The following is a 21,906-nucleotide window of genomic DNA, read 5'->3' on the forward strand; positions in this document are numbered from 1 at the left end:
TTCATTCTGACATTGGTTTTATCGTACTTTCAATAAATTCAATTTCAGCTTTTGTCAACATATATTTGGTATATAGTTGAAAATCAATTTCTGGAATAGACTTGCTCCAATCAATATCTGACTTTGATGTAAAATCCTGTTGTGGTACGAATGAAAATTTATCTTTAGCGATATTTTGAGTTAATAAAATTGATGATAATAAAAATCGTAAAAGATTTGTATTTAAATATTTAGCAGTATTAAGTGCATCTTGTTTTTTTTCAGTCACATTAACTACTAAATAAGATTCTGAACATACTTCATACGGTGGAAGAACTTTTACTCTTGATAAAACTCTTTTTCTGCCACTTTTGTCACTTTGACCTGCATGTTCTGAACTAGTCTTCGATATAATCACTTTCCAAAGTGGAATTAAATCCCTATTAACCTTTATATCTGTATCTTTTACATGGAATATACCTTGACTACTAAATACTGGTATTGATTTCGAGAATTCTATTTGGTTATTCAGGTCTTTATTGGTCAGGCCAAAAGGATTACGACTATATACTCTAGATGAAAGATATAGCGATGTATTCTTTTTGATTTTTGAAATAATATTAATTGCTTCTACTTGTCTAATAAAAGAATCATATTCATTTAAATCACGTTTACTTTTAGTGCGAATACCTCTACTAAAGCTATGATAGTTACAATCACCCTGATAAACTTTATCCCAAAGAAAATAACAAATTCCTCCTGCAATATCAACAGTAGGAAAGCATTCTCTTGAATCTGGATAGTCTGCTAAATATCGCATTCTTTTATCTTTTAACATTGATTTTCGAAAACTATCAAGGCCTTTACCACCTGTATACCACTTCGCAGGCATAATCATACTTATATAATCAGGGTTTAAAGACTTTGAGATATCTATAAATTTATTATAGATTGGAATTGCACTAGAACCTGCACCACCACCATCCATAACTTGATATGGTGGATTACCAATTACTGCATTAAATTTCATATCGTTATCGTTATTTGCTTTCCAATAAGAATTTCCTTTTTTTACTTTTACAACAAACTTATTGGTGCGGTCGGTTATTTGGCGAACCAAATCCTCAAAATAGTGAGTATTAACATTTGAATTGCGAAACCCCACCAAAGTACGCTTAGTAATACTTTTAGCCATTGGGGTTTTACAGATAACAAAAATATTTTCTACTACTGTTTTATCCCAAAGTTCCAATTGTTGACTTATAGTTAAAGTATTTGGTTCTTTTTCAGGATATATTTCTTCTACACGCTTACGGAAAACACTGTAAGCAACAAAAAGCGGATAAAGACCCGATTTTGAGTTTATTTCCAATATTTTAGAATCTGAAGAAAAAACATTTTCAGTTACCTCGCCTTGTGAAACAAAATGCGGTTCATTTATAGTTTTTTCCTGATTTTCATCTAAAAATACATAACCACCAAGGCAATCGCCCAAGTGCATATTTACTACACGCCAAGGAGTCAAAACGGTTTCTTTGTCGGGGTTTCTAAATGTGCCGAATATTGAAGTAATCCGCTCAATGCGTTCCTCAATGGTAAGTTGGTCGGCTGCACGTGCAAGTGCCCTAATCCGTTTACCTGCCGCACGAAAAACATCGGGTTCGTAATACTTTTTAAATTTCAAAAAGGTTGGTTTATCAACACCTTTTGGCATAAATTCTTCCCAAGATTGGTCGTCTACCAAATCGGTAAAGTTGTCAATGGAAATTTCTGTTTCTTCGTTTGTTACATCGGCACCATAAATGAGTAAAGGCATACGAATAGAAATTCCACGTAGAATTGAAATAGCACTGTCGCGGTTTTTCTTTTTTTCTGATTTTTCAGCAAGTAGTTGTTTTTCTTCTTCGCTTAATTCTGTTTTCTTCTTTTTCTTAGCCGTTTCTAGCTGTTCGTATTCTTCGTCCGTAAATCCTTGCTTATTAACATCAATGTCGCCACTCTTAGGCATAGCTTTAGTACTACCGATAATCTTTTTAAGTCCGTCAAATTCTTCCAAGTCAACCGACTCTAATTTCATCAGTTGGTCGTTGTTGTATAAATAGCCATCTTCAAAGCCATTGCGCACTACACGTTCAACATACACTTTTTTAAGCTGTTCGAGCATACCGTTAACATCGTAGCTGTGCATCTGCGAACCATGCACCGCTATTATTGGGCAGAAATTCAGAAATTCCCCCATAATCTTACGGTCTTCACCAGAAGTTTTCCCTGCCTTTGCAGATACTTTTGCCGTTTCAGCAATAACTTTTAATGTACGGTCGGGAGCAAAGTCGAACACAAAACATTCTTCTTTAACTTTTCCGTTTATTGTTGCAGGCGTCTGTACTCTGAAAATAGTCTGCATATATGAAGATGCTGCTGTATTATGCGAACCAGAAAGCATAAATACTGCCGTCCATGCTTTAACCGAAACACCAGTGGTTAACCTTCCGCAAGAAAGCGTGATGGTATAAGTTTCATGAGGTTTATCTGTAATTGCACTTTCTACCTTTGTAAGTGCCTCTTCTTTGGTTTGTTCTTCATCGCCTTCACCTGCTACGTTAACAATTTTGAATTGCCCGAAAACTGGATGGGATTGAAGCATTTTACTTAATGCTTTAGCTTCCTTTACACCTGGAATCATCCAAAGTGAATGGCGAAAATTATCACGGTATTCATCTGTGGAATAAGGATAATTACTTTCTTCATCGTGCTTACAAATAAGATTTAAAAATGAAAGCACATCCTTGTAGTGTATAAAACCTCCAGTTTCATCAACTCTAAAAAACTCACGGAAGTTAAAAGCTACTTCTTCATCAATAAAACCTGCTACAAGTTTTCCAATATCGTATGTGAAAATATTTAATTTGGGAAGTGAAGCATAAGGATTTGGGTCGCCGAAGTGAACCTTGTCCCAGTCTGCCTTGGCTTTTTGCTCCATTACATAATCCCAAGTATATATTTCTTCTTCTTTGTAGTTATCTAATAGATTAAACGGTGTGCCCGATAAGTGAAGGACTTTGGTTTCTGTTTTTTTGAGTTCAGACATTACATTTATACCAAGCTCAGTTTGTGTACCTTCGTGCGCTTCATCTACAATAATAAAGTCCCATTGTGTAGAAAAAATCTCATCGTTTTTGTTAAAGTTTCCCCCAACAAGTTCCGAGCCTCTTAGGTCTTGCATGGAAGCGAAATACACAAATTTTGTTTTTCCTTTTTTACAAAGTATTTCTAGTGTATCGAAAGTATTGCCTTGGTTCTTTGAACCGTAGGAGTACTCAGGTAAATCGTAGAATATTTTGCCAAAATCTTCGAACCATCCTTTATCGACAACTGGACGGTGTGTTAAGATTAGAGTTCTTGTAAACAGATGTTCCTTTGTCACTTGAAGAGCAGATAAAGTTTTACCAAAACGCATTTTCGCAAACCAAAGCATTTCATTGCTCTTCTTAAATTGCTTTTTGGTTTTTTCAATCGCTTCTAATTGTTCGGGTCTGAAAACAATTGGATTTTGGGTTGTTGTAATTTCACTAGCTTGTAATGAATCTTTACCCTCTTTTACTGCTGAAATCGCTTTTTTAACCGTTTCAAGGTCAGTTTCAAACCATTCATTGGCTCTATTTTTTGTATCAAAAGTTTTTCTTTTAATTCCTGAACGCAATAAAACATTGTGTACCTCAGCATCGGAAAAAGCTTTAATTGTTCCTTTTTTAGCATGAACAGATACTTCTGTGTAAAGTAAATCATAAGCAATACCAGCCGTTTGAGTATATTGGTCAATACGTGCTTTTGCAGCTCTGTTTAATGCTTTACTATTAGGTTCTAATCCCCAAATATTTTCATTGTCAGAAGTTGCTTCACCAACTTTTAAACACCCCATGTGTGCTAGGTCATTAATCCGAAACACATAAATCAGCTTAAGCTTTAACGATGATGTGAATTTCATTATCTCATATTTTTTAGCAAGTCAACAAACCTAATCTTTCGGCCTTTTTTCCCAGTTTTTAAATCCTTGTTTGGCCAATCTTTTATCAGGCAGTACGTTCCGTTATGTTTATGTATTATTTCTTTTGGGCAACCTTCACATGGTAATTCTTTTGTTTCGGTGTCGCCAAAAAGATTTGTTGTTGTTATTGTTTTAACTCCGCATGAATTTGGAACTACAGCTTTAAGTCCATCCATTTGCCAAACATTCCATGAAATAATGTAAGCAATGTATTGAATAGACTTTAATAGAGGTTCTTTTCCAAATTTCTCTTTATAGTTTTCGATAAATGATACAAGCATTGCTTCTCTGGCAATTAGTAAACTGTCTCCATGAAATTCAAAAGCATACGTGTTTTTGTAAGCAGTTTGTGCCCATTTAAGCCATTCTCCTGAGGTTTCTATGTTTTCATTAATAATCCTGAGTTTTCTGTCTAATATTCCGATACGCTTTTCAATGGGAATGAATTTACCTGTTGTAGTATCGTATCGGCTTGTAATGTAAGGAGCTTCACCGCAAGCCATTTCAAGTCTAGTGTCACGAACATAATCTTTCCATGTTTTATTTTCCGGGAAAATTATTTTATCCGTATTGACAGACCATTTAAAACCTTTGGATTTTTCTAATTCAGTATTAAAAACATTCTCTCTACCAAACCAAGCATTATCAATCAAATTATTTTGAGCATTACAAATCCAAGAAGGAGTAAATACTTCAGCCATGTCCTTTGACCTAGCTTGTTGAAGTAGTTTATCTTTTTGAACTCGAGGCATAATAATACTGCCATTTTCACCAGTAATTAGCTCAGGTAAAATTGGTGCATCAAAATAATAGTCTTTGCCTAAATTCTCATAATTATCGGTAGCCCAAAAGATATTTTTTTGTGTTGTATGGTCACGTAAAAGAATCTCAAGCACTTCGGGATATTGCTTAAGTATTTCATTTTCTAATATGTCTATGTCAGTCTGCACTTAATCCTTTTCTTTATTTGATTTTAAAAGCTCCTTCACTTCAATGTCAAGGATATTAGCAATTTCATAAAGTACTTCAAGTCTAGGTTGTTGTCTGTTCTGCACATATCCATTCACCATGTTGTAACTCTTTCCAAGTTTCTCTGCAAGCCAAGTTTGCTTAATTCCTTTTTCTTCAAGTACTTCCTTTATTCGGTTCATGTCCGCATAAAATTAAGCCCTTAAAATAGCCTAAAATTTTCATTTATCTCATTTTTCAATATACATTTCGTTCGTTTCATTGTTAGTCAGTTAGCGTGTGGGCAAGAAAATGTTGTTGTTAGAATTATTTCATTTAGTCTTCCGACATGGAGTTATGCGCTGTTTTAATTTGAAAGCTAAAATTAGGATTTTAATTGTAGAGAAGTTGGTTCGGGTTCATAAAAAAAGCCCACCTGATTGGTGAGCCTTTAATTTTTATGGCCCTTGCTTTAAAATAGTGTGGGTTGTAAAACATTGTCAACTGTTGGTATATTATGGTAAAGTTTACCATCTAATTCATTCCCACTTAAAAACCTATTTAATCCTCCCCACTGTTTAAAGATGAAAGTGCAACCTTGTTTATCACATTGCTCCTTAACCTGATAAATCCATTCCTTCTTTACTGGTCGGTAGTTCATTCCGGATTCACCGCCAACAAATGCCCATTTAATTCCAGACAAGTCAACTTCTCCGATTTCATCCAGAAGCGGCTCAAAAAAGACTGCCTTGTTTTTAACCGGTACTTTTCTCAACAAATCCAGTCTGTATTTGTAATCGGAATGTTCAACTGTTACAGCTATAATTATATTGTTGTACCAGTTTAAATCATTGCTGTACTTGACCAATACTTCAGCACGTTTAGTAACAATCAGGAAAAGATGTTGAGGGCACTGCCGGATTACATCAAACACTTGTTGGATAAATTCAAGTGGTACATCTTCATGGAACAAGTCACTCATAGAGTCCACAAAAATACGAGAAGGCTTTTTGAAGGTAAATGGTTTGTTTAAGCGTTCCCGGTGGAGTTTTAATTCAAATCCATCGGTGTAACTTTTATAGCCATTTTCTCTCAATTTTTTCGCTCTAGATAACGCATAACAGTTTTTACACCCTTTGGAAATTGGTGTACAACCTGTTGTTGGATTCCAGCTTTCTTGTTGCCAATCAATTTTGTTTGTCAGTGCCATAATTTTTAATTTAAAATGTTTTAATTATTTATATCACTTCAAACATACAGTCTTAAACAAAGCTAAAACAGTTGCACAGGGTTGCGCAACCCTATATTAATGTTTTGTTTATCAACTATATATATCCTTTGAAATCTTTTAATTTTATTTATGACTAATAAAAAAGCCCACTTACTAATGAACCTTTATTTGTACCGATTATAAATTATTCATCTCAGTGAAAAGATTGGTAAAAAAAGGTTGTTTCGCTTTTTCAGAAATTCAGTTTTTCAGATTCCAGCCTTAACGAACTGAAAAACTGAAAAACTGAAATTCCAAACAAACATTTTTTGTCAGGCGGAAGGTTATGAATTTTCAACAATATGAATGAAGAATGCAGTGCTTCCATTATTCATCCGTGTTTTTTCAAATCCAATCTTTTCCAATTGTTCAGAGAATTTATTCTTACCTGTAGGTTTAAAGTTATCATCACTACAAAATCCTTTGTATCTCTTATAAAGACTTATTAGGTCTGTTTTCTCGGTTGCCGATTGTTCAATGTTGAATTCTTCAATAAAAAGTGAAATACTGTCTGATTTGAGACGAAATTCTTCCAAAGCCTGTTCGGACTTTTCGCAATGGGTAAAGTTTCTATGTTTAAGAATTCGTTCTAGCCCTATAAGAAGCCAGTTAAAAACACCGGATAACTCACTTTCAATTATTCTTGTTGCAAGGTCAATATCTCTTTTGTCCTCACTAATTGTTACCTCAAATGGAATTATTAGATAACGTCTGAAGTAAGCCTGAGTTTGTTCCGTCTCTTTAGGTAATTCATTGGCATTAATGATGAAACGCACTTTATTGGTAATTGTAAATGATTTTCCGTATGGTTCTCGCGCCTGTATTGGCTCTCCTGAAACAAGTGCCTTAAATGTATCGGCATTTAAATCAGTACCTTTCTCACTGCTGTAATTTAGAAGTACATTAGTTAACTTAGCCCTGTTATATTCGCGCCCAAACATTCCAAGAGAATAATTCAAAATATTCTGTTTTCCAATTATTGCACTTATAATATTGAAATATACACTTTTACCATTAGCTCCTGTACCAACAAGCATGAGCATTTTTTCCAGGTTGAGACTTGAAAAAATATACCCGGAGAACTCCTGTAAAACCATACGACTGTTTTCATCCGGTAATACATCTTTCAGATATTTATCAAACAAAGGACATTTTGCATCAGAATCGTAACAAAAAGGGAGTTGGTATGTAATAAAATCAGCAGGTCTAAATTCTCGCAAACTCCATTCCGATGTAGTGAATTCCATAGTTCCGTTATTCAAGTTTATAAGCACTTTGTCTGGCTCCGGTGGAGGTGCTGGCAAATAGGAATCAGATAAAAATTGCTTTAATAGCTTATCTTTGAATTCATAGTGAAGTACATCATATTCAGGGAATCCCATTTTGACAGCTGCTCTACCCAAAAAAGATTTCATATCTTCTCTGTGAAGTTGTTGCCAATAAGCTCCATTATATAAATAAACATAATCATAAACCTTCGCTAAATTCCATTTGTTTTTTTCTGCAACTTCAAGTAGATGTTGTATTGTTGCAACAAGAACATGTTTCTGTGCGATTTGAACATCATCCGGAATTGAAAGAAATTCTCTAACGTTAATAGGTGTAATCTCATTTAGCAAACCGTTTAGAATTTCATAATGACTGCCTTTTACTTCAGGAGATTCTGAGAAGCCACCTGGCATGTTATTCATTGTATTAGCCATGATTAAAACCTCCTATTATTAAAAGGTTTAACTTCATTTTTAGAAAGAAAGGTTTGAAGCTGAGCTTCAGTCATGTACGACTTGGATCCAACGATAATGAGTGGTAATTTTCCTTCATCTTTCCAATTGTAGAGGGTTCTTTTTGTTACTCCAAAGAATGCGGCAAGTTCATCAAGTGAATAAACTTTTAATTCTTTTTTTTCTGTGTTGCTTTGTTTTAGCATTTCCAGGATTTGTTCCTGGCTTTTTTGTAATTTTTTAAACTCTACTGCTAAATCCATAATTTCAAATTTTAGCATTTATAATTTTAGAACCTCCAATTGATTCTGATGAAGTTTGGAGTATTACTCCATCAAAATCTTCACTGCAAAATTGTGGAGAATATCAATGCTAAAACAGTTGCACAGGGTTGCGCAATCCTATATTAAATATCTGTAATTGAGGGATATAAACATGTATTTTTTATTGAATTTTTTTTAATCGTTGCCTAAGATTTACAAGAAGTATATCAATATTTTTGAGTGAGGTAGTGTCCGGAGAAAGGAATTTATTTTTTACACTAGCTTCGCTAATATTGTCTTGTTGCTTTGTTTTAAGTGTTGTTGCTATATATCTGTATATCTCAGTCTTATGTTTGTATGAAAATAAACCTTCTTCGTCTAGAAGTCTAAATAAAAGAGTCAAGTCACTTACTGGAATTTTAGTTTTGAGTTTGTGAAAATTATTTGGTTCTTGATTTGAGTTTATATGATCAATTATCTTATTAATATATTGGTATTTTAGATTGGAGAAAGAGTGGTAATCTGATAATAATCCACTGATTTTTTTGTCGTTTGTAATGATAATTTTTTCTCTTTCTCTACTTCCTGCTTCAACAAAAAAATAACCCAGTTGGAACAAGTATTTAGTTTCTTCAATTTCTACATAAACAAAATCGTTTAGGGATTCTGTTAGCTGAGCCAAAATTGAGTTTTTTGTTTCTTTTTGTAGCTCAATAGATGCAATGATAGAAGACGACAGATATTTCAGCCTATCATCAAATTGCTTCAAATCGTATCTGCCATTGATAAATAGTTTTAATTCCTGCGGAGAATCAAATGACTCATCTAAAGTTTTAAAATTCCATATAATTTCAAAGAATTCGTCTATTGGATCTTGCATTGAATTTAATTTATGTTCTTCAATTTGGTTTTCAGATTAGTCAACAAAATGTGTATATTTTTAATGGAAGTATTATCTGGTGACAAAAACTTATTTTTAATACTTGCTTCGCTAATGTTCTCTTGAATTTTTGTACTGAAGGTATTTGCAATCAATCTGTATATTTCTGTCTCGTATTTATACTCAAATAAACCTTCTTCTTTTAGCAATCTAAAGAGCAAAGCAAGTTCGCCAACCGATAGTTTTATTTTAGTTTTTTGTTGGTTTGATTTGGATCTGAATGAAGAACTTATTTTTGCATACGATTCTAATATTTCATCTACAGCTTTTTTCTGTGACAAAATAATGTTTGAAATATACTCGTGATGAAAAAATGACAACTGGGGTTTAACTAAATAGTCATCTAAATCCTTTTCAATTGCAACATTTTTATGCCACCAGTATGATTTTCCTTCAAATGTTTTTTCATAAAAATTTTTTCTTAATTCATCCAGTTCAATAATTTCATGTTCTGTTTTGATAAATGCATTTTCGTCATACTCAACAAATATATCTTGGAAATAATATATGACATCAATCTTCTTTCTATTAATGCGATTAAAATCAGATTTTCCTTTTTTAAATTCAATCCCTAAATGATATTCTCCCTGCTCATCAGCTACTTGGGTAAATTTAAACTTTTGGTGTTCTTTTAAAAAAACTAAAAAATGATCGAGTTTGTTTTTCATTTCATGATATTATCAATTCATTAGCATCATCCAAAACATCATTCTCAAAGCTATCCAGATAAACCTGCGTAGTCTCTTCTGATTCGTGGCCAAGACCTTCGCTAATGACAGCTGTGGCAATACCTGACCTTTTGGCTATTGTAGCCCAGGAATGCCTTGAAACGTATGTGGTTAAAGATACATCAAGCTTTAGAAGTTCTGAAATTTTCTTTAGTTTTTTATTCATCAACCTCATGGCATTCCTATAGTCCAGGTATTCTTTATCCTTGCGGTAGATGATTGGGAAGACATAGGACTCTTTATCTTCCAGCTTGCAATACCTATCAATAATTGCTTGTGCTTTGTCTGTAATTTTGATGCTGAACTGCTGTCCGGTTTTTTGTCGAGTGTAATTTATGCGTCCTGATTCAATATTTTTTACTTTCAAATAAGCCATATCCACAAAATTCATCCCACGGTTGTAGAAGCTAAACATGAATAGGTCTTTATATAATTGTAAGTTATCTTCTTTAGAAACATCCAGCTCTTCCACCATCTTAATTACATCCTTGTTAACTGCTCTTTTACGGGTCTTCTGTGTTTTAATTGATATCTTTTTGAATGGATAGGCTGACTCTTCAATCAAGCCTTCTTTTATCGCTCTATTAATTATTGCCCGAAGTGTTCGTAAATGCAATGAAACAGAATTTAATTTATTCCCTTTTACAGTTAAATAACTTTCAAAACCTTGAACTATCTTAATATCAATCTCAGAAAGTTTGATATCCATTTCATTTCGGTAAGCCATAAATGCATTCTTTGTATATGTGTACACACGAGCATTTCCCAATTTACCCTGCGTTTTAAGTGTTTCAATTAAAGCATCTGTATAAGTTTCAAAAGTTTCATCGGTTCCATTATTCCTGAATTGCTTAATTATATCATCTACAGAAAATGGTTTTTCCTTATTCTCCAACTTTAGAATAATATCATTAACTGAGGTTTTTACTCGTTTAATCCTGGCTGTTAGTAATGACTGATTAGGATGCTTACTATTGGGCAATTGCTGATTAGTATTCCACTGTTTTTTAGTTGCTGAATGCCCCAGAGAAATTGTCTTTCTTTTACGATCCTTCAAAACTTGAATTAAGATGGGATGAGATCCATCTTTTAAAGTTTTATGTGTATATAGAATTACTTTGATTGATGCCATAAGAAATTCGCTGGTTGAAACATAGTTGAAACATTTGTTTCAAATCTATTCATTTTAATTCATAAACACAATTACAAAACAACTATATTTAGGGCTAGACAGGAGAAAACATAGGAATTTATAAGAAATTTCCTGAAATAACTCTCTAGCTTTGGGAGCAGGGGGTCCCAGGTTCGAATCCTGGTATCCCGACGAAGTGGAAAATCAAAACCCACCAAAAGCCTGTAAATTAGATGATTTGCAGGCTTTTTTGTTTTTACGATGTCAAAATACACCATTTAAAACCGTTGTAAATGCGACCTATACGGTGACCTCTCATTTTTCATACCTTAGAGGTCACCGCGCAAGCCATAAAAGGCTATAGTACTGAAATTTACAACGGTTTTATTTCCTGTAAAATGGTGCGGTTTGGTTCAATTTGGAGCTAAAAATAAGTAGTAAACGGTGACCCCTGAGGGAACCAGAACCAAATTAAATTAATTGACATGAATTCAAAAAGTACTTTCGGAATCCATTTCGTTCTAAAAAACAGTAAAGTAATTGATGAAACAGCACCTATTTATGCAAGAATTACTGTTGACACCAACAGAGTTGAAATCTCAGTAAAAAAAAGAATCCCTGTATCCAACTGGCACAAAGGAAAAGGCTTAGCTAAAGGCAAAACCACTGACATCAGTCGACTCAATTCCTATCTTGAGCAATTCAGGTCTCAACTTACTGAATGCTATCAAGAACTGGTTGTAAATAAACAGACTGTAACACCTGAAGCAATTAAAAACAAATTTTTGGGAGTTGAAGATTCTGGAGAAACACTTAAAGGACTTGTTGAATACCACAATACCGGCATGGATTCGAACCTAAGGTGGGGAACATTAAAAAACTATAAAACTACCGAAAAGTATATCGAGAAATTTTTGAAGCAGAAATTCAAACGCAATGACATCTACCTGGTAGAATTAAATTACAAGTTCATAACTGATTTCGAGCATTTCCTGCGAAAATACCAGCCGGAAGATCATCATTTACCGATGGGTAATAATACGGTAATGAAACACATTGAAAGATTGCGTAAAATGACCAACCTCGCCGTAAGACTTGGATGGCTTGACAAAGATCCTTTTGTAGCCTATCGATTGTCGTTTAAACGAGTGGAACGGGAATTTTTAACGCAACTTGAACTAGATACCATCAAAAAGAAACAATTCAAGATTGAACGCCTTCAGTATGTGAAAGATTTATTCGTATTTAGTTGCTATACCGGTCTGTCTTATATCGATGTAATGAATCTTCAACCTAATAACATTCGAATTGGAATTAACGGGATGAACTGGATTATTACACAAAGAGAAAAAACGACAACACCAGTACGAATTCCAATATTGTCACAGGCTCAGGTTTTAATCGACAAGTACAAAGACCATCCTCGCTCCGCTAATAAAGGAACAATCTTCCCAAATATTTCCAATCAAAAGTTGAATAGTTACCTCAAAGAAATTGCAGATGTTTGCGAAATTGATAAGAACCTTACTTTTCACGTTGCCAGACATACTTTCGCAACCACAGTAACGCTTACAAATGGAGTTCCTATTGAATCCGTCAGTAAAATGCTGGGACATACCGATCTAAAGACAACACAGATTTATGCTAAGGTTGTCGAAAAAAAGATCAGTGATGATATGGCCAATCTAGAGGCATATCTATCTGGTGAGAGGTCTAAAAAGAAGAATGCAAAATAGTACTATCTATTTTCTAACACATATAAAGTTTCCTTTTGTGAAACTTTTACTAACTTTGTAAAGTTGAACAATGAAAGTTCATTTAATAAAAGTACAATAAATCGAAAGCTATGTTAGTGAAAATGCCCAAAGCAAAAGGGCTTTTGAAATGTGGCTTTCGATTGTAAAACATGCAAATTGGAATACCCTCAGGATATTATAAGAGCATTTAATTCTGCTGATATTTTGGGGAAAGGATCAAACAGAGTTGTTTTTAATATTGGTGGCAACAAATACCGGATTATCTGCCAGTATTATTTTGGGAAGCAGAAGGTACATCTATTTGTAAAATGGATTGGAACGCATGCTTTCTACAATAAGCTCTGTAATAATGAAGAACAGTATTCGGTATATATCTATTAATAAAGGAGACATGAGAGCTTTAAAATATACAGTGATAAAAACTGAAGAGCAGTATAACAACTATTGTAATATCCTTGAGGATCTTCTTTCAAAGGCCTCTCCTGCCCTTGATGATGAAATCGAGTTGTTGACGCTTCTCATTGAGAAGTGGGATTCGGAACACAGTACCTTTAATGATCTGGATCCTATTCAACTCATTAAGTCATTAATGGAAGAGAACAACATGAAAGCAGTTGGATTGGCAAAACTCCTTGGATTGTCAAAAGGAACAGTTTCAAAGATTCTGAATTACCAAAAAGGTCTATCGAAAGAAACGATTCGTAAATTATCCGAGAATTTTCAGGTTTCACAGGAAGCTTTTAACCGTCCATACAAACTAAAAAACGAGATTAACAGGCAATTTCGTGATGCCAGCTTAATGAATACAAAAAAAGATTTGGGGGCTTCATTAGCCGTATAATCAGAAATTCATTGAAAGAGAAGTTGATTTACTTTTCATTCTTTTTAGGATCAGGAAGAACCGGTTTCGGATTTGAATCCTGATGATCCAGAATATAATCAACAGCTTTCTGAGCTAATCCGGAAGCCATCACAATGAACTTTTTATCGCTTTTTAGTTTCTTCAACCATCCTTCAATGTACGCTGCACTGTTATCAATTGTAGCATTTTCAATGCCGCATATTCCGCAGAGGTATGCAGCTCCCATTTCAGCCACAAGTTCCTCCTGATTATCCAAATTTTCGGATAAGCAAGATTATCCTAACTAAAACATTATCCTAAATTAATTATCATATCGCCTGTTGCATAGATTTTTAACGTTCAAAAAGTTAGGATAATATTTTTCCTTTCATCCGTATACTACTCTCGAGTTTTAACGCTAAAGAATAATATATGGATATTAAAAAACTGAAGAAAACGCATCCAGAGCTTTTAGAATACATGAAAGCAAATGGATTTGGCAGCGGCGCCATCGGCGGCGTTAAGGTCATGTTCAGACGATTGTTTGACCATGAAGGAAAGTACACGTCTTACAATGATTTTTACAAGAAATTTATTTCCAGGGAAGGTCTTGAAGGAAGCACCAAAAGACTTCGTTATTATCGCACCTCCGTGCGCACTATTCAAGGGTTTGATGAGTTTGATCATTTTCCCAACAGGCTCAAATTCGCTCCTGTTCAGTACAGGGAATGTAGCTATGAGCACTTGAACCCGACATTCAAAGGCATCGTTGACCATTACATGCAAGTGGCATCAAAAAAATGTAAGAGTGAAAAGTCAATCAGAGTAGAATCGAATGCTGGCGCCGCCTTCTTGTGTCACATGCAAAGAAATGGCGCGATTGATTTATGTGGTATCACGGAATCGATGGTATTATCTTTCTTTTATGATGGTTACAAGCAGCTAAGAGGTTGCTCCTATAGGACTAAAATCAAGACCGTTTTAAAATCAGCTATGGGGACTGATTACTATGCCCAATGCGCACGTATCATTGAGGATATGCCTCGTTTAAGAAACGGTAGAAAAAATTTTGCTACTCTTAAAGATGATGAGATCCGCATTATTAAAGAGAATTTACAAGAGGGAGCGCGAAATGATTTTTCGTTACGTGATAAAGCTGTTGTATCAATGGCTATGTATACCGCATTAAGAGGAACCGACATCGCTCGAATGCGGATTAATAATATCGATTTGGAAAGAGACCTAATTATACTTACTCAATCCAAAACGCAGCAACCTATGATCTTGCCACTCAGGGCTATCGTTGGCAATCCCTTGGTAGATTACCTCTCAAATGAACGACCAAGAAACCTGGATATCAAGAGTATTTTTACTAATGTCCACGATCCGGAAAATCCAATGGACTCAAGTACCATAGGAGGTATTATCAGGCGTTTTTTTGCAAAATTGGGAATAAGGAGTGATGATAAAGAAAATGGTCTCCGGTTGTTCCGACGATACCTGGCATCTAAAGTCCTCGAAAATGGCGTTCAGCCCAGGGTTATCAGTGATATTCTTGGTCACCTGTCACCGGAATCTTTAAATCCATATATCGATACTGACATCAAACATCTGCGTGAATGTGGGGTAAGCATTGAGCAATATCCCGTAGGAAAGGAGGTATTCGAGGTATGAAAACAATTGAAGAACTGACTGATACCTATTTGGACTATCATAGATCTAAAGGAAAGAAATTAGGGTATCAGAGCTTCCTGCCGTTAAGAACGTTTACCAGTTTCTGTGTGAATAAAAAGAAGATTCTGTATATGTCGCAGAAGTTGGTTGATGAATGGTGTGTTAAACGTCCGGGAGAGACTGAACTCTCGCACAACGCACGAGCCGGTTGTATCCGGCAATTTCTAAGGTACACTAACAGTTGTGGCTATACGTCCTTAATGCTACCGGCACTAATTCAAATCTCCAGTTCGAAGAAGGTTGTCTCAGAAACGGAGCTTCCTTTGGTTAAAACGTTCGTATCTGGGATGATGGATAAATATATCTTTTACCTGAAAACATCAAATCATCTTTCAAGATTTACTCATAAAACTCTGATACGCTTTAACAAATACTGCGCATCAATTGAACCAGACGCAGATATACTCACTGATGATATTGTCAATGGATGGTGCGGCAAAAGGCCTTTTGAACAATGCAAATCACGAAATTTACGGATAAGGCCGATACGCAAGTTCTTAAAATATACCAATAAACATGGATGGACAAATGTGTTGATACCGGAAAACTTGCCTAACGAAAAATCCACATATACTCCTCATGGATTTAACCAGGGTGAATTAAATGCTTTTTTTCATTCCACCGCTACAATTAAGCTTGTTGGGTGCCAAAACGAATTGATATTTAAGCTTAGAAGAATGCAAGTTCCTGTATACTTCCGGTTGCTTTACAGTACCGGTATGAGAACAAACGAGGCTCGGATGCTCAAATGTAAAGATGTTGATCTTACAAATGGCATAATCAATATTGCCCATACTAAAGGTCTTGATCAACACAGAGTGGCTTTGCATATAACCATGTGGAACTTGTTAAAACAATATAATGATGCAATGGAACGACTTATGCCAGGTAGGAAAATATTCTTTCCAGATAGAAATGATAACTTCCATGGGATTGCATGGCATTCAAATCACTTTAGAAATATCTGGAAAACCATATCCAATGAACCTGCACGGGCTTATGACTTACGTAGCTTTTACGCTGTAACCAACATTAATAGTTGGGATTATGATGGTACGGAGTGGTTTGACAAGCTACTCTTTCTCAGCCACTCAATGGGGCATCGAAGAATCGAAAGTACCTGTTATTACTATCAACTTGTTCCTTTGTTCTTTAACCAATTAGAAGAACTGACAGGACAAGCTCTTCATGAACTGTTACCAAATCTTACAAACTTTTTTGATTATGAAGAAACTAACTGAATCTTTAGTCATCGCAAAGGCAATGCGTGAGTGGGAGAAGATATATCTTCCTGAAATAAGGGCTCTGAGTCCTCATACTCTGCGGTCATATCATAAAGCCATTACCCTGTACGCTATCTTCCTTAAAGATGCCAAGTCAGCCAATTTTGGCAACCTCTCAGGTGATTTTTTTTCAACTGCTAATATCCAGGAATGGATGTTGTGGTTAAAGAGCGAAAGAAGTTGCTCCAACTCCACTTGTAATCAACGGCTAGCTGGGTTAAAGAACTTCCTTAAGTTCTTGAGTAAAAAGGATATCCGCTTTATTCAATTATGGATGGAGGCCCGGGAAGTTAAGCAGATGCGATATGTCAAGCCGGCACAGGTGGAAATAACACAAGAGGCCATTAAAACTCTTTTTAATGTCATCAATCTCAAAACCAAAATCGGGAAACGTGATTTTACGCTATTCTACCTGATTTACAGTATTGGGGCTCGTATCGACGAGGTGCTATCCTTAAAAATATCTGACATCCATTTAAATCAGCCAAATGGTAAAAACTACATTGCAGTCCTGGGTAAGGGAGCAAAAAGAAGGTCACCACCAATACTTAAAGAGGTCTCTAAAGTCCTAAAGGGTTACATTGAGATGTTCCACGGCAAAAAACCTAATCCCTGGGATCTTTTATTCTTCGTTTATTATGACGGTAGGAAAAAGAAACTCACCCAGGAGGCTGTAAATAAGCGTCTAAAAATATATGCGCAAAAGGCACATTGTATTAATCCCGAAGTGCCCGAGAATTTACACTGCCACCAGCTACGCCATGCACGGGCCAGTCATTGGCTGGAGCAACATCTCAATATCGTAGCCATCCAAAGATTGATGGGGCATGCTAATATAAATACGACAATGCGCTATATTTTTGTCTCTACCGAGCAAAAGAATCAGGCTTTGGCAACGCTTGAAGATAATGTTATGAAGAATACTGGTAAAAAGTGGAAAAACATCCGAAAGAAGAAGGACCTGCTGGAATATCTTGGCCTTAAGGAATAAACACATGTGAATTAGCAAAGACCGCTCACTTTTTTGAAGAAATATTATCCTAACTTTTACGGTATTAACATACTGTAAACTAAAAGGTATGCTTCAAAAGTTGTGATAATATATTAGTTAGGATAATCTTGCGAGTAATCTTTACTGGCGAAGTTCAGGTTAGAAAACTTTCCGTGACGATTTAACCGTTTACGATGACCCGTAGAGTGCACATTATGCCGATATCGGCATAAGGTTCATAATGTTGCATCCGTGATAATGCCGCACCGGAGTTGTAACCGATTGTAATGATTACTCTTCCGGTACGAACATTCGGTATAATTTTATAGATTTTCAAGGAAACGAAGCAATTCATCATCTGGTTTATAGCGAGCTGGACTTAATTCAGGTTTCGACATTCTTGCCAAAGCTTTTTCTTTTAGCTTCATATCAGCATGTATATAAATCTGTGTCGTTTCTATAGACTCATGGCCGAGCCAAAGAGCAATCACAGTCTGATCAATACCATGATGAAGTAAATCCATTGCAGTACTGTGACGTAGAACATGAGGGCTGACTCTTTTCCCAATCAGCGAAGGACACGATTTCGATGCAGTTTTCACATGCCGTTTTACAAGGTGCTCAAGAGCATCCCTGCTCATTTTATCTCCTCTAATAGTTGGGAAGAGAGGCTCTAAATCAGAGCTACCCCGTCTCTTTAACCAATTTTTTATGACTGTGACTGTTTCGCGCCTAAGCGGTGTTGCACGATGCTTTCGACCTTTCCCTTCACAACGAACGTGTGCTCCAGTATCGAGAACTACATCACAACATCGCAGGTTAATAAGTTCAGATGCCCTTAATCCTGTCTGCAAGGCGATTGTGAGCAGTGTATGATCACGGCAACCAATCCATTTTGAGCAGTCTGGTGCATTTAATAAAGCCTGCATTTCCGTACTGTTTAGAAACTCAACATTACGTTTTACATATCGCTTTCCCGGCAGGTTCAAAATTTTCTGACATTGATACATATAGGCAGGCTCATGTATTGCGACATAACGAAAGAAAGAACGGATAGCAGCGAGCCGGGTATTTCGGCTCCTTGCACTGTTTTTTCGGTGTCTCTCAATATCGTCCAGAAAAGACACAATCATTTCTACATCGAGATCATTAACTGTTAGTTTTGTTGGTGTTTTCATAGTCTTCTCTCCGGCAAACCTTAGAAGTAATCTAAATGAGTCACGATAGCTGGAGATTGTATGAGGACTGGCTTCAAGCTGGTTGTAAAGCCGGTCAGTAAAATATTTCTGGATTAATGCAGAAAGAGTTAATGTAGTCATACCTTCACCTCCTTCCGAACATATTCTTCAACACGCTGTGAAGCTAAAGCCAATAATTCCGGGACAGCTTCAATGTACCAATAGGTATGTGAGACATTCTTATGCCCTAAATATGTGACCAGTTTCAGCATTTCCTGATCAATATTTTTACCTTCCTTGTACCAGCTTATCATGATTTTGACAGCAAACGTATGCCGCAGATCATGAATACGAGGGCCTATTCCATGTTTGTGGTATTGTTGTTCGGTACGCAGGCCGATAATCTTACCAACAACTGCAAAATTATATCGGACAGCACAATCGGTCAAACGAATGCCTTTATCTGAAACAAAAAACGGTTCAGGTGTATTTCCTAAAAGCCTGTTACGTTTTCTGCTATATTCTTTTAAATACACTTTAGTACACTCTGTAACAGGCAATATCCGTTCTTTTCCATTTTTACCGTTGTACACCATGATAATGCCGTTGTGCAGATCCACATCGCTGTTATTCAAAGAAATTGCCTCACTAATTCTCATCCCGGTTACTGATACAAGACCAAAGAATGTCGGATAGGTGATTTCACGTAATCCATTACTTGATGGTAAAAGGCTGGCTGTTTCAATAATCCGTTTGATTTCATCATCCGTATAGATATATGGTGGTTTCCGCTGAAAACGACAATGAATAAGGGATTGGGGTGGTATTTCATGAAGTGGGTCCAAACTATTTAACCAGGCTGCAAACAACCGAACCATTCCTAATCGCCTATTCCAGGTATTTTGGGATGCCTTCCCAAAGACATGTTTCCACTGTAAAAACATGTCAGTCGTAATATGATGCTCGTTTTTCGTTTCCAAAAAAGAAACGAATCGTTTAAGGATGCGCTCTGTCGTACTCAAATTATATCCAAGACTCCTCCGTATTTCCAAATAATGCTGCAACTCCATTGAAAGGCTCATGATGCACCTCCTTTCCTTAGAGGCCAGGACTGAGCGATAGTCCTTAGGCCGTTGATGTCCTGACGTGCATATAACAAAGTGGTTTGGCGTGAACGATGGCGCAAAGTATTACTTATTTCCTCAAGTGTTGCTCCTTTTCGAACAAGGTTAGTGGCAAGACTGTGCCGGAGAATGTAGCTAACAGTATATTGCTTCGGTCTTGGAATATTCGTTTTCTCCAAAGCCTTCTTCAGAATTGAATTCAAGATCTGGGCATCTTTAAATGGTTTGTATGGAGAATGACTTGATACGAATACATGTCGGGATGTACCTTTCCGTTCATCACGAATATAATCAGCGATCGCTTGCCCAACGTCCTCTAATAACGGTATTTTGTCGTAGTAATTCCCTTTCCCCCGAATGAGGATTTCTCCTCTACGCCAATCAATGTCGTTAAGCTGTATTGCTATAACTTCAGGTGACCGCAGTCCCAGACGAGCCATGAGTAAAACCATTGCATAGTTACGTTTTGCATAATTTGATTTTCTACTAGTCTGAACCGCTTCAAGCAATTCCTCCACCTGTTCAGGTGTCAGATGATAAGGAATTCGATGGGCGTATTTATTAGCGACGCTTGGGATTCCAACAGCCAGGTTGAGCTCAATCTTTTCACTTTGGAATAGAAACCGGAAAAAACTGCGCATTCCGGTTGACATTGTTTTATCAGGTGATGGCCGCACATGGCCTGTCAAGGATTGTAGAAACCTAACAATGTCACGCCCTGTGATTTTTGATAAATCATCAGGAGCGTCCTTAAACGTAAAGTTCAAGAATCTATCCGCAAATGTGCAGTATTTGTAGATGGTTCTTTCTGTTAATCCGCGCTGACGTCTAAGATAAATTTGATACTCTTCTTTAAGTCTTTCTCTTGATTCTGCTTTTAATCGTTCATTCATTGTACTCATTATTTTAAGTTAGTAGGCTATATAATGAGGTAAAATGAGAAGATTGTCAATGTTTACCTGTTTCAATTTAAGCTTGTCCTGTAAAAATTATGCAGATAGAATAGTTTAAAAACCTTCAAAAACACAAGCATATAAAATTAATTCGGCATTATCACTGATGCAGCATTATGACACAATTCATGAAAAATCGTAGAGTAAAACTCTTCATCTTGAAAGAAAGTTCTTGCACCAGGCATGTGTACTTCATCCAACGATGGAATATAACAGGCTTTTTTCTGATCAAGTTTTATTACAGGAGAATCGGACCAAAACTGGATAAGCTGTTCACAAGAAGCAATCGGATCGAAGTCGTGATCGTGAGCTGTGTTCTCAGGTATTTTGTCAGGATCGATACCTTCTACATCATCAATATGAAATACCCGATAATAACGAAGCATAGGAATTTCTTTGGTTTCATCATCCTTTTCGTATTCCACCATTTTCCAGAATACAATCATAAATGATGAAGAGCCTTTTTTGATCTTTCCACCAAGATCCTGAACCTGTTTGAAAGTGAGGAAATAAGGACGTTCGAAACCAAAGCTTAGCAGATACCAAAAATTAAATCCCCGGTAAGGCTTTTTAGAAACCAGGTTACGAGGAATGGCACTGGCAGTTTTCCACGGCATATGCCATGGTATTACACCTGCTTCCAGACGTTCTACAATAAGATTAGTTACTGTTTCATAAATATCAAATTTACTCATTGAATCCACCCATGCCCTTGGGATTTTTTGCAGCTTCTGGCACGCCATTAAATTTTGGCGCATGCCATTGAGCCGGATGGATTCTTGTCAAGGGGCTATGTCAGTTTTTATGAGTGTGCGAAATAAAAACTGAACAGCTCCGAAGGACGGCTGGCAAAATTGGGAAATTTCAGCCGCCATTGACTTTTCCGGACGGCGAAGTAACTTTGACGGGATTTAAGGGCAATATTTTTTATTAGATCATTTTTATTATAAATGATCTAAAACCAAAAGATCCACAGAGCTAATGAAGAAAGGGTTTTAAATTGAAAACAGCAGTTGGAG

The 21,906-nt window shown here is 36.1% G+C and carries 20 protein-coding genes; 6 read left to right on the forward strand and 14 right to left on the reverse strand.

Annotated elements, in window-relative coordinates:
- Position 1: 1 nt before the first annotated feature.
- From BMW53_RS13240 to BMW53_RS13280, 9 genes are all read right to left on the reverse strand, one after another.
- Positions 2–3,964: an Eco57I restriction-modification methylase domain-containing protein gene (locus tag BMW53_RS13240; RefSeq protein WP_038560671.1), complete on the reverse strand. Its 3,963-nt coding sequence runs from the start codon at positions 3,962–3,964 to the stop codon at positions 2–4.
- On the reverse strand, positions 3,964–4,974 hold the full coding sequence (locus BMW53_RS13245; protein WP_038560668.1) for a hypothetical protein: 1,011 nt from the start codon (positions 4,972–4,974) through the stop codon (positions 3,964–3,966). Before BMW53_RS13245 ends, BMW53_RS13240 begins: the two co-directional genes overlap by 1 nt.
- Positions 4,975–5,175, reverse strand: a complete 201-nt coding sequence (locus BMW53_RS13250) for a helix-turn-helix domain-containing protein (RefSeq protein WP_038560665.1) — start codon at positions 5,173–5,175, stop codon at positions 4,975–4,977. It abuts the gene before it with no gap.
- A gap of 269 nt (positions 5,176–5,444) precedes the next feature.
- A complete protein-coding gene (locus BMW53_RS13255; RefSeq protein ID WP_038560662.1) occupies positions 5,445–6,182 on the reverse strand; it encodes a DUF5131 family protein in 738 nt (245 codons plus the stop codon).
- A 344-nt stretch (positions 6,183–6,526) separates the two neighbouring features.
- Positions 6,527–7,945: a DNA primase family protein gene (locus BMW53_RS13260; protein WP_051567938.1), complete on the reverse strand. Its 1,419-nt coding sequence runs from the start codon at positions 7,943–7,945 to the stop codon at positions 6,527–6,529.
- Positions 7,946–7,947: 2 nt separating this feature from the next.
- Positions 7,948–8,226, reverse strand: a complete 279-nt coding sequence (locus tag BMW53_RS13265) for a helix-turn-helix domain-containing protein (RefSeq protein ID WP_175463510.1) — start codon at positions 8,224–8,226, stop codon at positions 7,948–7,950.
- A 181-nt stretch (positions 8,227–8,407) separates the two neighbouring features.
- Entirely contained in the window at positions 8,408–9,106 is a 699-nt protein-coding gene (locus tag BMW53_RS13270; protein ID WP_038560660.1) for a hypothetical protein, read from the reverse strand.
- Positions 9,107–9,111: 5 nt separating this feature from the next.
- Positions 9,112–9,834, reverse strand: coding sequence for a hypothetical protein (locus BMW53_RS13275; protein WP_038560658.1), 723 nt, complete (start codon positions 9,832–9,834; stop codon positions 9,112–9,114).
- 1 nt (position 9,835) lies between these two features.
- A complete protein-coding gene (locus BMW53_RS13280; protein WP_038560655.1) occupies positions 9,836–11,026 on the reverse strand; it encodes a site-specific integrase in 1,191 nt (396 codons plus the stop codon).
- 485 nt (positions 11,027–11,511) lie between these two features.
- On the opposite strand from BMW53_RS13280, the gene BMW53_RS13285 reads away from it, so the two are divergent.
- The 3 genes from BMW53_RS13285 to BMW53_RS13295 all read left to right on the forward strand — a co-directional run bounded on the left by BMW53_RS13285 (position 11,512) and on the right by BMW53_RS13295 (position 13,624).
- Positions 11,512–12,762, forward strand: a complete 1,251-nt coding sequence (locus BMW53_RS13285; RefSeq protein ID WP_038560651.1) for a site-specific integrase — start codon at positions 11,512–11,514, stop codon at positions 12,760–12,762.
- Between the two features lie 150 nt (positions 12,763–12,912).
- Positions 12,913–13,164: a type II toxin-antitoxin system HigB family toxin gene (locus BMW53_RS21505; protein ID WP_394331165.1), complete on the forward strand. Its 252-nt coding sequence runs from the start codon at positions 12,913–12,915 to the stop codon at positions 13,162–13,164.
- Complete coding sequence (locus BMW53_RS13295; RefSeq protein WP_245749045.1) at positions 13,133–13,624, forward strand: helix-turn-helix domain-containing protein; 492 nt, start codon at positions 13,133–13,135, stop codon at positions 13,622–13,624. The genes BMW53_RS21505 and BMW53_RS13295 overlap by 32 nt, the downstream gene beginning before the upstream one ends.
- A gap of 28 nt (positions 13,625–13,652) precedes the next feature.
- On the opposite strand, the gene BMW53_RS13300 is transcribed toward BMW53_RS13295, so the two are convergent.
- A complete protein-coding gene (locus tag BMW53_RS13300) occupies positions 13,653–13,901 on the reverse strand; it encodes a zincin-like metallopeptidase domain-containing protein (RefSeq protein ID WP_051567937.1) in 249 nt (82 codons plus the stop codon).
- 155 nt (positions 13,902–14,056) lie between these two features.
- Between BMW53_RS13300 and BMW53_RS13305 the strand changes: the two genes are divergently transcribed.
- Genes BMW53_RS13305 through BMW53_RS13315 form a run of 3 tightly spaced genes read left to right on the forward strand, consistent with a single transcriptional unit; the run spans position 14,057 to position 17,632 of the window.
- A complete protein-coding gene (locus tag BMW53_RS13305; RefSeq protein WP_038560648.1) occupies positions 14,057–15,298 on the forward strand; it encodes a tyrosine-type recombinase/integrase in 1,242 nt (413 codons plus the stop codon).
- Entirely contained in the window at positions 15,295–16,599 is a 1,305-nt protein-coding gene (locus tag BMW53_RS13310; RefSeq protein ID WP_051567936.1) for a tyrosine-type recombinase/integrase, read from the forward strand. The genes BMW53_RS13305 and BMW53_RS13310 overlap by 4 nt, the downstream gene beginning before the upstream one ends.
- Positions 16,583–17,632: a tyrosine-type recombinase/integrase gene (locus BMW53_RS13315; protein WP_038560633.1), complete on the forward strand. Its 1,050-nt coding sequence runs from the start codon at positions 16,583–16,585 to the stop codon at positions 17,630–17,632. Before BMW53_RS13310 ends, BMW53_RS13315 begins: the two co-directional genes overlap by 17 nt.
- Before the next feature lie 323 nt (positions 17,633–17,955).
- Here BMW53_RS13315 and BMW53_RS13320 read toward each other — a convergent pair whose 3' ends face one another.
- The 4 genes from BMW53_RS13320 to BMW53_RS13335 form a co-directional block, all read right to left on the reverse strand.
- Positions 17,956–18,951, reverse strand: a complete 996-nt coding sequence (locus tag BMW53_RS13320) for a tyrosine-type recombinase/integrase (protein WP_038560630.1) — start codon at positions 18,949–18,951, stop codon at positions 17,956–17,958.
- Positions 18,948–19,790: a tyrosine-type recombinase/integrase gene (locus BMW53_RS13325; RefSeq protein ID WP_217642949.1), complete on the reverse strand. Its 843-nt coding sequence runs from the start codon at positions 19,788–19,790 to the stop codon at positions 18,948–18,950. The genes BMW53_RS13320 and BMW53_RS13325 overlap by 4 nt, the downstream gene beginning before the upstream one ends.
- A gap of 98 nt (positions 19,791–19,888) precedes the next feature.
- Complete coding sequence (locus tag BMW53_RS13330; RefSeq protein ID WP_038565067.1) at positions 19,889–20,827, reverse strand: tyrosine-type recombinase/integrase; 939 nt, start codon at positions 20,825–20,827, stop codon at positions 19,889–19,891.
- Between the two features lie 146 nt (positions 20,828–20,973).
- Complete coding sequence (locus BMW53_RS13335) at positions 20,974–21,630, reverse strand: ArdC family protein (protein WP_168136430.1); 657 nt, start codon at positions 21,628–21,630, stop codon at positions 20,974–20,976.
- Positions 21,631–21,906 lie beyond the last annotated feature (276 nt).

Source organism: Draconibacterium orientale, assembly GCF_900111425.1.
In the GTDB taxonomy this organism is placed as follows: Bacteria; Bacteroidota; Bacteroidia; order Bacteroidales; family Prolixibacteraceae; genus Draconibacterium; species Draconibacterium orientale.